Annotated in this window: 6 protein-coding genes; 4 read left to right on the plus strand and 2 right to left on the minus strand. The window is 71.1% G+C overall.

What is annotated here, in order from left to right; genetic code table 11:
* Positions 1 to 24: 24 nt before the first annotated feature.
* Entirely contained in the window at positions 25 to 2,121 is a 2,097-nt protein-coding gene (locus AC559T_RS11150; RefSeq protein ID WP_112108873.1) for a DUF2142 domain-containing protein, read from the minus strand.
* A gap of 4 nt (positions 2,122 to 2,125) precedes the next feature.
* Positions 2,126 to 2,800, minus strand: a complete 675-nt coding sequence (locus AC559T_RS11155) for an acyltransferase (RefSeq protein WP_498868635.1) — start codon at positions 2,798 to 2,800, stop codon at positions 2,126 to 2,128.
* A gap of 140 nt (positions 2,801 to 2,940) precedes the next feature.
* On the opposite strand from AC559T_RS11155, the gene AC559T_RS11160 reads away from it, so the two are divergent.
* From AC559T_RS11160 to AC559T_RS11175, 4 genes are all read left to right on the plus strand, one after another.
* Positions 2,941 to 3,885 carry a glycosyltransferase family 2 protein gene (locus AC559T_RS11160; protein WP_020463328.1) on the plus strand — a complete coding sequence of 315 codons (945 nt, stop codon included), beginning with the start codon at positions 2,941 to 2,943 and terminating at the stop codon, positions 3,883 to 3,885.
* An 8-nt stretch (positions 3,886 to 3,893) separates the two neighbouring features.
* Entirely contained in the window at positions 3,894 to 5,090 is a 1,197-nt protein-coding gene (locus AC559T_RS11165; protein ID WP_498868636.1) for a glycosyltransferase family 4 protein, read from the plus strand.
* A 130-nt stretch (positions 5,091 to 5,220) separates the two neighbouring features.
* Positions 5,221 to 5,934, plus strand: a complete 714-nt coding sequence (locus tag AC559T_RS11170) for a class I SAM-dependent methyltransferase (protein ID WP_071067006.1) — start codon at positions 5,221 to 5,223, stop codon at positions 5,932 to 5,934.
* Between the two features lie 178 nt (positions 5,935 to 6,112).
* Positions 6,113 to 6,307, plus strand: coding sequence for a hypothetical protein (locus tag AC559T_RS11175; protein ID WP_071067007.1), 195 nt, complete (start codon positions 6,113 to 6,115; stop codon positions 6,305 to 6,307).
* The last annotated feature ends 50 nt before the right edge of the window (positions 6,308 to 6,357 follow it).

The raw sequence follows: 6,357 nt of genomic DNA on the forward strand, positions 1-6,357 counted from the left end.
ACGCGTGCGCTCCACAGCCTGGATTCAGTGTGACGGCACCGGGCTCGTCATGCTCGGCGGGTCGCCTTTTGCCGTGGAACGCGTCGTCGAGGTACTCGCCGCCTGGGAACGCCCCGACTCAGGAGACCCGGTGTCAACAGGTGTGGTGTCCATAGGGTCGGAGTCCACAGGTGCCGAGTCCATTCGCGCGGATTCGGTTGGTCCGGCCTCGGAATGCGCCGATCCCGAGTTCACCGGTGCCGAACCGGTTGATCCCGACGGCGCCGGTTCCTGATCCGACGGATCGGGACGCGCCCAGACCGAGCTTTCCGGCTCCGAATCCACAGGTTCGAGAACCGCCGGCCCCGAATCGACGAGATCCAGGCCCAGGGGCGCGGAGCCGGCCGGGTCCGGGTCGGCCTCCGGCCCGGAGCGGAACGCGATCCACACGCAGCTCACCAGCACTGCCAGCGCGAACGCGGCGCCGATCCACATCGTGGTGACGGCGGCGGCCGGCGGCCAGGGGGACCAGGCCGTCATCGCGTCCCAGGCGTCGGCGAGATCGCCACCAGGGGGCTTCCAGAAGTACGGCAGAACGGTTTTGATCGACCACCACTGGGCCGCCGCGGCGGCCGCGAAGAAAAGGGCGGGAAAGAGCCGGGAGGCCCGCCGGCCGAATGCCAGAACACCCATTCCCACGCCGATCGCCAGCGAAGGTAGGCCCGCGTACAGATAGCGCCCCGAGATCCCGCTGACGTGGTGATGGTCGGCGAACGCCAGCGCCGACTGCAGGGTCATCAGCCCGAACAGGCCGATTGTCGGCCACAGCAGGAACAGTAGATTCACCCGCGTCCGGCTGTTGCGTCCCCGGATGATCGCCAGCGCGAAAAGAACGACCACGGCGACGCTCGCGGAGCGGACGAACTCCGTCGGCAGGTTCGACTCGAACCAGCCGAACGAGCCCCACCAGCGCAGGATCGTCCCGTTGACCAGTACCTCGGTGTAATCCCCCCAGTCATTCAGGTGGTCGCCGAGGGGGAATCCCGGGGTCTCGGGCTGGAAGGTCCGGTAGCGGACGACGTTGACGACCCACCACCAGCCGCCGAACCCGATCATGAGCGCGCCGCCGAGCAGGACCTGCCGCCACGGGGGCCGGGTCGAACCCGGTGGCACCGCCATGAGACCGGTCTCGGCGAGCAGGAACGGGTCGTCCGGGCCGCGCCGCGCCGCCGGCGCGGGCAGGGCGCGCGCGTCCCGCCGGGCGCGCCGCCAGGCGACGAGGTAGGCGAGCGCCACCATCGGCACGAGCACGATCGCCAGCGATTTCGAGAACAGGGCGAGCCCGATGAACACCCCGGCCCACGCGGCCGTGCGCAGGGACGTGTCCCCGCACAGGACGTAGACGATCGTCACCGTGGCCAGGCCCGCGGTCAGCGCGAGCAGGTTGTCGTTGTTGACGCTCGATCCGATGTGGGTGAGCTGCGGAATCGCCAGGGGCACCAGCGCGGCGCAGGTCGCCGCGACCCGGTTGCCGTCGCTGAGCCGGTGCGCCCCCGCCCACGCGAGCAGCGGGAGCGGCGTCACCATCAGCGCGCTCATCAGACGCAGGATCCCGATGGTGACGTCCCAGCGCAGGCCGTCGCCGTCGCCGCCGGGCAGCGCCCGGAGCACGGCGGCGCCCACCCAGTAGTACAGCGGTGGGTGCTGAACGAGCTGCTGGATCTCCCCGGGCGGCTGCGGCTCGCCGTCAGGCTGGCGGGTGTCGCCCATCTCGTCCCAGGTCGGCCGGTCGGCGCGCGGCGTGGCGTCGCCCTTGGCGATCGGGGCGTAGTCGAGGTCGTAGGGGAGCGCGTCGGTTCCGTAGGGTGACGCGGCGATAGTGCCGACCCCGTCGGGACGGACGAACGCGTGGCCGGGATGCGGCCATCCGGCGCCCTGGACCAGCCGCATCACCGCGTCGACGTGGTTCGGCTCGTCGGGCGCGTGGTACTGCGGCACCAGCACCGACCAGCTCGCGAGCAGCGCCGCGAACAGCCCGGTGATCAGCCAGATCGGCAGCGGCGCCGAGCGCAGCAGCATGATCGGCCGGAAGCGCGCTCCGACCGGGTAGCCGGCGGGGGAGGCGGCCAGCGACACGGACACCGGCTCAGCGCCAGTAGTCGATGTGCCCGACGATCTTCGCCGGTGAGCCGGCAGCGACCGCCTTGGGCGGGACGTCCTTCGTCACCACGGCACCGGCGGCGACGACGGCGCTCTCCCCGACGGTCACACCCTTCAGCACGATCGCCCCGGCACCGATCCAGGCCCGGTCCTCCAGCACGATCGGCCCGCTCATGGGCTGTTCCACGCCGTCCACGACCATCGGATGGAAGTCGTTGTCGAGCAGCTGGGTGTTCCACGACACGTTGCAGTAGGCGCCGATCCTCACCCGCTCCCGGACGAGGATCTTCGCGAAGCCGTTGATGTTGGCGAACGGGCCGAGCTCGAGCACCCCCGAGTCGACCACGACGCGGATCCCGCGCTGCAGCGAGACGACGCCCTCGCAGCGCACCCGGCCCTCCGGGTGCACGCGCAGGATCGAGACGTCGTGCTTGGTGGTGAGCCCGAACGGGGCGAGCCCGATCCGCAGCGCGGCGCCGTCGGCGAACTCGATCCGCTCATGACCCTCGATCACTGTCGGCGAACCGATCCAGATCGGCTGCTTGTGTGCGAGTGGATACCGAAGACCGGCCACGAACGAACGGGCCGAGGTCTCCCGCGCCGCCCGCAGAGTCCGCACATGGCGCACATACTCCCGTAGATCACCTCTGAACGTCCCCACGAGCGGTAACAGTAGGCGCAGTCGGGGGGCGACCGGAGTTCGGGCCCCGGCGCAGGCCGTGTCACCCTGGAGAGCGGACTGCCCGCGACCTGCCGGGGACGGAACGCGGGCACGCAACGACGACCGGGAGTCACACCGACGTGAGTGTCAGCGCCATCCATCCAGCCGAACAGCCGACCAAGACGGCTGTGGAGACACCGCCCTACGTGACCGTGGTGCTCCCCTGTTACAACGAGCAGGATCACGTCGTCCTCGAGCTCGAGCGCATCACGGCGGCGATGGACGTCAGCGGGTACAGCTACGAGCTGCTGGTGATCGACGACAAGTCGACCGACGGCACGCTGGACGTCCTGCGCGACGTGGCGGCGAACTTCCCCCATATGCGGCTGATGCCCTTCCGGCGCAACGGCGGCTCGGGCACGGCGCGGCGCATCGGCACGCAGGAGGCCCGCGGGAAGATCGTCGTCTGGACCGACGCGGACATGACGTACCCGAACGAGCGCATTCCGGAGTTTGTTCGCTACCTGGACGAAAACCCTGACGTCGATCAGGTCGTCGGTGCACGGACGACCGAGGAGGGCACGCACAAGTGGGCCCGCGTGCCGGCCAAGTGGTTCATTCGCATGGTCGCGCAGCGGCTGTCCGGGACGAAGATTCCCGACCTGAACTCCGGCCTGCGCGCGTTCCGCCGGGACGTGTCGCTTCCGTACCTGCGCCTGCTCCCGCCGGGATTCTCCTGCGTCACCACCATCACCATGGCGTTCCTGTCCAACCAGCACCCCGTGGACTACCTGCCGATCCACTACGCGAAGCGCTCGGGGACGTCCAAGTTCCACCCCTTCAAGGACGCCCGTCGATACATCCTGCAGGTGCTGCGGATGGTCATGTACTTCGACCCGATCAAGGTCCTGATGCCGGTCGCCCTGTGGATCATGGCGCTCGGTTTCGTGAAGTTGATCGTCGACCTCGTCCGGTACGACCTGCGGGTGACCACCTCCACGCTGCTCGCGATCCTCGTCGGGTTCCAGATCGTGGTTCTCGCGCTGATCGGTGACCTGGTGGCCCGGTCACGCAGCGACACCTGAGCCTCGGCGTGCGTATCGCGATCATCGGGCCGACCCACCCGTACAAGGGCGGCATAGCCCAGCACACCACCGAGCTGGCGCACCGCCTCGCCGCGCGCGGGCACGAGGTGCGGATCGAGTCGTGGTCCCGCCAGTACCCGGCGCGGCTCTACCCCGGACAACAACGGGTGGACACCCCGGAGGGGACGCCGTTCGCGGCGACGTCCTACCCGCTGTCCTGGCGCCGCCCCGACTCGTGGTTCCGGCTGGGCCGCCGGCTGCGTGCTCCGGCCTCGGGCGGCCCGGGTTCCGGCGCCACGGTGGACCTTGTAGTCCTCGTCGTCGTCACCCCGATCCAGGCTCCCGCCTACCTGGGCATCCTGGCCGGGCTGCGTGGGCTGCGTGGGCTGCGTGGGCGTTCAGGGGGCGGCCGGTCGTCCCGCGGCGTCCTCGCGCTGTGCCACAACGTGCTGCCGCACGAGCGCCGGCGGATCGACGAGCCACTGGTCTCCGCGGTGCTCCGCCGCTGCTCAGCCGTCCTGGTGCACACCGAGCCGCAGGCCAGGCTCGCCGCGGAGCTCACCGCCGGCCCCGTGCGCGTCGCCGAGATGGCACCCCACCTGTGGACCGCCGCCGGCGAGGACATGATCCTGTCCGGGTCCGGGTCGGCGCGCGCGCCAGAGGCGGGATCGTCACAGCCGTCGCCGTCGCGCGAGTTGCTCTTCTTCGGGCTGGTCCGGCCGTACAAGGGCCTCGACGTGCTGCTGCGCGCCCTCGCCGCCGGCCCCGAGGACGTCCGCCTGACCGTGGCCGGGGAGTTCTGGGGCGGCATCGAGAGCACTCGTACCCTGGTGGCCGAGCTGGGCCTCGGCGAGCGGGTCACGCTGCGCCCCGGCTACGTGCCGGCCGAGGACGTCCCCGCCTTGTTCGCCGCCGCGGACGCGCTGGTCCTGCCGTACCGGGCCGGCACCGCCTCGCAGAACGTCGACCTCGCGCACCTGCACGGTGTCCCCGTCGTCGCCACCCGCGTCGGCACCCTCACGACGTCCGTGTGTGACGGCGTCGACGGCCTGCTCGTGCCGCCCGACGACCCGGCGGCGCTGGCGGCGGCCCTGCGCCGGCTGTACGAGCCGGGAGTCCTCGCCGCCCTGCGCGCCAAGGTGACTCCGCCCGACGTCGACAGCGCCTGGGACAGCTACCTCGACGCCGTGCTGAAACCGTGCTGACGGCGAAGGCGCCGCTGTCGGCGGCTCAGGAGCGGGGCAACCCGAAGTGTGTCGCCTATGAGTGTGATCAGTTGGGTGTTCAGCGGGTCGGGACCAGGTCCCGCCTGGTGGGAAAGGCAGACTGTGCGCCATGAGTTCCCTACGTGACGACGCCCTGGCCTACGCCGGTCACCAGGTGCATGTCATGCGCCGCCGCGAGGTCGGGACCCTGCTCTCCTGGGCGGGCGACCTGCACGGACGGACCATGCTCGACGTCGCCGGCGGCGACGGCTACTGGGCCGGCCAGGCGGTCCGCCGCGGCGCCCGCGCCGTCAGCCTGGACCTCGCCCGCCACAAGCTGGACTTCGGCAGCCGCCTGAAGCACCGTCCCAGCCTCGTCGAGGGCGACGCGCTGCGCCTGCCGTTCGCGCCCGCCACCTTCGACATCGTCATGTCGGTCTGCGCGATCGAGCACTTCGACGACGGCCCCGCCGCCCTCGCCGAGATGGCCCGCGTGCTGCGCCCCGGCGGCGACCTGGTGATGTCCGCGGACGCCCTGACCCGGGCCGACCGCTGGCCGGACCTGTTCGCCAGCCACCGCGAGCGCTACCACGTGCAGCACACCTATCCGGGTGAGCAGCTCACGAAGCTGCTCGCCGACGCCGGGCTCGAGGTGGTCCGCCAGACCTACATGTTCCGGTCCGAACGGGCGGAGCGCCTCTACCTCAACCTGTCCGCCAAGGGCGGGCGCATCGGCTGGAACGCGGCCGCGGTCTTCTCCCCGCTGGTCGCCCTCTCCGACCGCCGTGCACCCGACACCACGGGCAGCGTCGTGCTGACCCACGCCCGCAGGCGGCAGCCCTGAACACCCCGCCCCCGCGGCCGCGCACACCCCGGCCACGGACGTCGACAGCCCAGCTCCGGCCGGCCCAGGACCGGCCGGCCCAGCTCCGGTCGGCCCAGCCTCGGGTGGCCCAGGACCGGGTGGCCCAGGACCGGGTGGCCCAGCATCGGGTGGCCCGGCTCCGGATCGGAGCCGTCTCGTGAGCGCGCCTGCGCCTCCCGCGCAGAAACTGCTGGCCGCGTTCCTCACCGTCATGCTGTTCGCGCTGGTCATCTTCGGTCTCGGGGCCGCGTTCGACTCCTTCGGTCACCGCGGCTGGGGCTACGTCGTCGGCATCAGCTGCTGCATCATCATGGTCATCGCCGGCCTGGCCGCAGCCCGCCGCGACCGCTGACCCACCCCCACCTGTCTGAGGATCTGTGGCGGGTCAGTTGAGTCCATGGC

The sequence above is a fragment of the Frankia sp. Hr75.2 genome, assembly GCF_949319125.1.
GTDB lineage: Bacteria > Actinomycetota > Actinomycetes > Frankiales > Frankiaceae > Parafrankia > Parafrankia soli.

Bases quoted from the DNA above. Each gene is read 5' to 3' on its own strand.
- AC559T_RS11170 (WP_071067006.1), top strand. From the start codon at position 5,221: ATGAGTTCCCTACGTGACGACGCCCTGGCCTACGCCGGTCACCAGGTG.